This is a genomic window from Rubellimicrobium roseum (assembly GCF_006152145.1).
Taxonomy (GTDB): Bacteria; Pseudomonadota; Alphaproteobacteria; order Rhodobacterales; family Rhodobacteraceae; genus Rubellimicrobium; species Rubellimicrobium roseum.
The window spans coordinates 1-2884 of sequence record NZ_VDFV01000119.1; the positions used below are offsets into that span (position 1 = coordinate 1).

The window sequence follows — 2884 nt, forward strand, 5'->3', positions numbered from 1 at the left end:
TACGGTCGATGGCGCTGGCCCCCTTTCGAAGGGTGTTGAGCATCTCGATAGTTGGACCGGCCACCTCAGGCGGTATCCTTCCTCAGTCACATCGAAGGCCTGCCACCCTCTTGGATAGTCAGCCGCGCGGGATGAGCTCTCGCGCCACCCCGCGCGGCCTAACTACGTCAAGCGCGGCCCAATCGCCGCGTTGGAGCTGTAGCTGAGGGTCTGGATGCCGGGCGAGGATGGCGCTGTAAGGGCGGAGCTGAGGCGGCCGCGCGACATGGCGTCCCAACCATGCGCACGGCCGCTCTGTGCCCTCAGTGCCGTGCTTTCCCCAGCTCGGCTCCCAGGGGTGACGTGGTAGGCTCGCCGAAGCCGCCTATACAGGTCGCAACATCGTTCGTGTCAGCAATCTGCAGCGACACACTGGCGCAGGGAAAGGATCTCCCGCGCGGCCTGACGGCAGGCATGGGCGCTCAAGGGAGCTCCCACCGGAAGCCGCAGAGTCCAGACGCCCAACCGCTTCCGAGGTGGCCTCGGACTTCTGCCTATCGGGTGGCGACCGGCCGGGGCAGCGGGCGCGATACTTGCGGGAGATGGGAGTTTACGGCGCCCCTTGGTCGCACCCGGCTTCTCCTAATTGGGTGCGGGGCAACGCGACGTCAGCAGGAAGCCTGAAATGGTGAGAATGGCTCGCCTGGTCTTTGGTGCCTGGCCGGCATTGCAAGGCAGGCTCTGGGCGTCTGTCGATGTCGTGCGAGCCTGCTGGGTCTCTCCTAGGTGGTATCTCAGATCGTCCTCATAGGACTGGGTCAAAGCGGCCTTTGCCGCATCACTCGTGTGCCTCGCAGTCTTGGACCGTAGCGGGTTCATCACACCTCACGCAAAAACAGGAAAAACCTACACTTCCTGCTTGAGAGTGTCGCATGAGCCGCAGCGAGTTGTTGCATGGTCTTAAGTACATGGCCTGTTCACGGCCATGCTGTCTCAGCCACTTGAATAGCGGCCTCGCCTCGCGACACGATGGACAAGGCTGCCGTGGTGCAGACTATTGCGCTCCTTGATCGTGTTCGCATCGAGCCTGAGCGCCTCCGCAGGTATGACCGGAGCGCATGGCCTTACTGGCGAAATGATTACAGCGACTGCCAGGACGCCCGCCAAGAGGTGCTTGTCGCCGAGAGCATCGAACAGGTGCGCCTGAGTGCGAACGGCTGCCGCGTCGAAACCGGGCTTTGGCGCGACGCCTATACGGGCGAGACCACCCGCGATCCCACTCGGCTCGACGTGGATCACATGGTGCCCTTGGCCGAGGCCTACCGCTCGGGGGGGCGGGACTGGAGCACTGAGCGGCGAGCGGCCTTTGCCAATGATACCGAGGACAGCCGCACGCTGATCGCTGTCAGCGCCTCGGCGAACCGCGCCAAGGGTGACCAAGGCCCGGAGGACTGGCTCCCACCCGAGGCGGCATACCGCTGCCGTTATGTGGCGAACTGGGTGACCGTGAAGGTACGCTGGTCGCTCAGCATGGACGAGCGCGAGCGCGTGACTGTGGGCAACCTTCTGCAGGACTGCGCCCGCTGCTGAGATCGGATCGAGTAGGTGGCCGACCCATACGAGCGCGCATGACCATAGGTGTTATTCCTCTCCATAAGCGGCGCACACCTGTGCGGCAGCGCCCAATGCGGGCAGGATCATGCGACCGTATTGGGCGGGCATCTCCGCCGACGTCCAGCGACCCGCGATCATGATGGACGCCAGATCGCAGCCAAGCCGCAGTGCGTCATGCACGCCTCCTACCCGCGTGGAGTGAGCGGAAACATCACGCCGGCCCGTGCGGGCTTTGAAGATGCGCGAGACCGTTGCAGGATCGAGCGGGCGCTTCGGGTCGCCCTTGAGCGAACTCATGAACAACGGATCGTCTCCGCTCAGGCCCGCCACCTCGATCCACTGCAACGCGGCTGCGAGCCCCAGGGGCGAAAGGTAGGCGTAGGCGCCGCGCCCGTCCGGATCGGACTTGGAACGGGCGATGAAGAGAAGTCCCGAGCCGTCGGACTGCGGCAGCAGGTCCCTCACGCGAAAGGCCACGATCTCGGCCGAGCGGCACTACGTATCGGAGGCCACGTGAAGGAGCGCACGGTCGCGCAGGTCGCGCCGACTGTTGCCAAGGCGGGCCAGCGCACGCCGGATCTCCCGCTTGCCCAATGGTGCAGCCTGCCGCGTGGCCGAGCCGTGAGCGCGCTTGACGGCCTTCACGGCCAAGCGGACCAAGTCGTGCTGGCAAGGCGAAGGCAGAAAGCGGCTCTTGTGCAGTTCGGCGATGGCCCAGAGACGCGTCTCGATAGTGGAGGCGCGAATGCGGCCCGAAAGGCTGTCCACGTAGGCCGCCACGACGGAGGGCGGGATCGGTGGCTCATCCGGTTGGCCCTGGTCGCGGCACCAAATCTGGAACGAGGCGATCACCTGCCGGAGCACCCGCTGGGTGGCGGGCGCAAAAGCCGCCTCCGACCGGGCCCGGTACTCGGCCGCGAGCGCCAGCCGGTCGGGCTCGGGCAACACCAGCATCTCCAGCAGAGCGGCTAGGCGGTCGTTCTCACGGCGGAACTGGTTGATCTGCATGATAGGCCGCTCCCGGCACAGACGGGCAGGAGCGCAGCGTAGGAGGACCGCTTGTCAGGCCATCCGTTCAGGCGCCCCGCTGCCATCTAGGGCCGCACTGCGGCTGTCCAGACGCACAGCTGAGGCTTGTGCAAAGGCGGCCCGAGCCCGCTCGGTCAGACCATAGCGATGGGCGTATTCGGATGGCGATATTATACTTTGCGTACCAGACACTAGGGCTTGTTGACGTTTGAGGATTCCCTAGCTGGTCGGCGAGTGATTCAAGGTTGCCAAACGGGAGGCG

3 protein-coding genes are annotated in these 2884 nt (G+C 65.2%); 1 reads left to right on the forward strand and 2 read right to left on the reverse strand.

What is annotated here, in order from left to right; all coding sequences use genetic code 11:
- Positions 1–1008: 1008 nt before the first annotated feature.
- Positions 1009–1569: a GmrSD restriction endonuclease domain-containing protein gene (locus tag FHG71_RS22990; protein WP_139084126.1), complete on the forward strand. Its 561-nt coding sequence runs from the start codon at positions 1009–1011 to the stop codon at positions 1567–1569.
- A 51-nt stretch (positions 1570–1620) separates the two neighbouring features.
- On the opposite strand, the gene FHG71_RS22995 is transcribed toward FHG71_RS22990, so the two are convergent.
- Together FHG71_RS22995 and FHG71_RS23000 are read right to left on the reverse strand one after the other, a co-directional pair.
- Entirely contained in the window at positions 1621–2058 is a 438-nt protein-coding gene (locus tag FHG71_RS22995; RefSeq protein WP_139084128.1) for a site-specific integrase, read from the reverse strand.
- A gap of 30 nt (positions 2059–2088) precedes the next feature.
- On the reverse strand, positions 2089–2601 hold the full coding sequence (locus FHG71_RS23000; RefSeq protein WP_139084130.1) for a hypothetical protein: 513 nt from the start codon (positions 2599–2601) through the stop codon (positions 2089–2091).
- Positions 2602–2884 lie beyond the last annotated feature (283 nt).

Coding starts and splice junctions, on each gene's coding strand:
- FHG71_RS22990 (WP_139084126.1), top strand. CDS start 1,009: ATGGACAAGGCTGCCGTGGTGCAGACTATTGCGCTCCTTGATCGTGTT.
- FHG71_RS23000 (WP_139084130.1), bottom strand. CDS start 2,601: ATGCAGATCAACCAGTTCCGCCGTGAGAACGACCGCCTAGCCGCTCTG.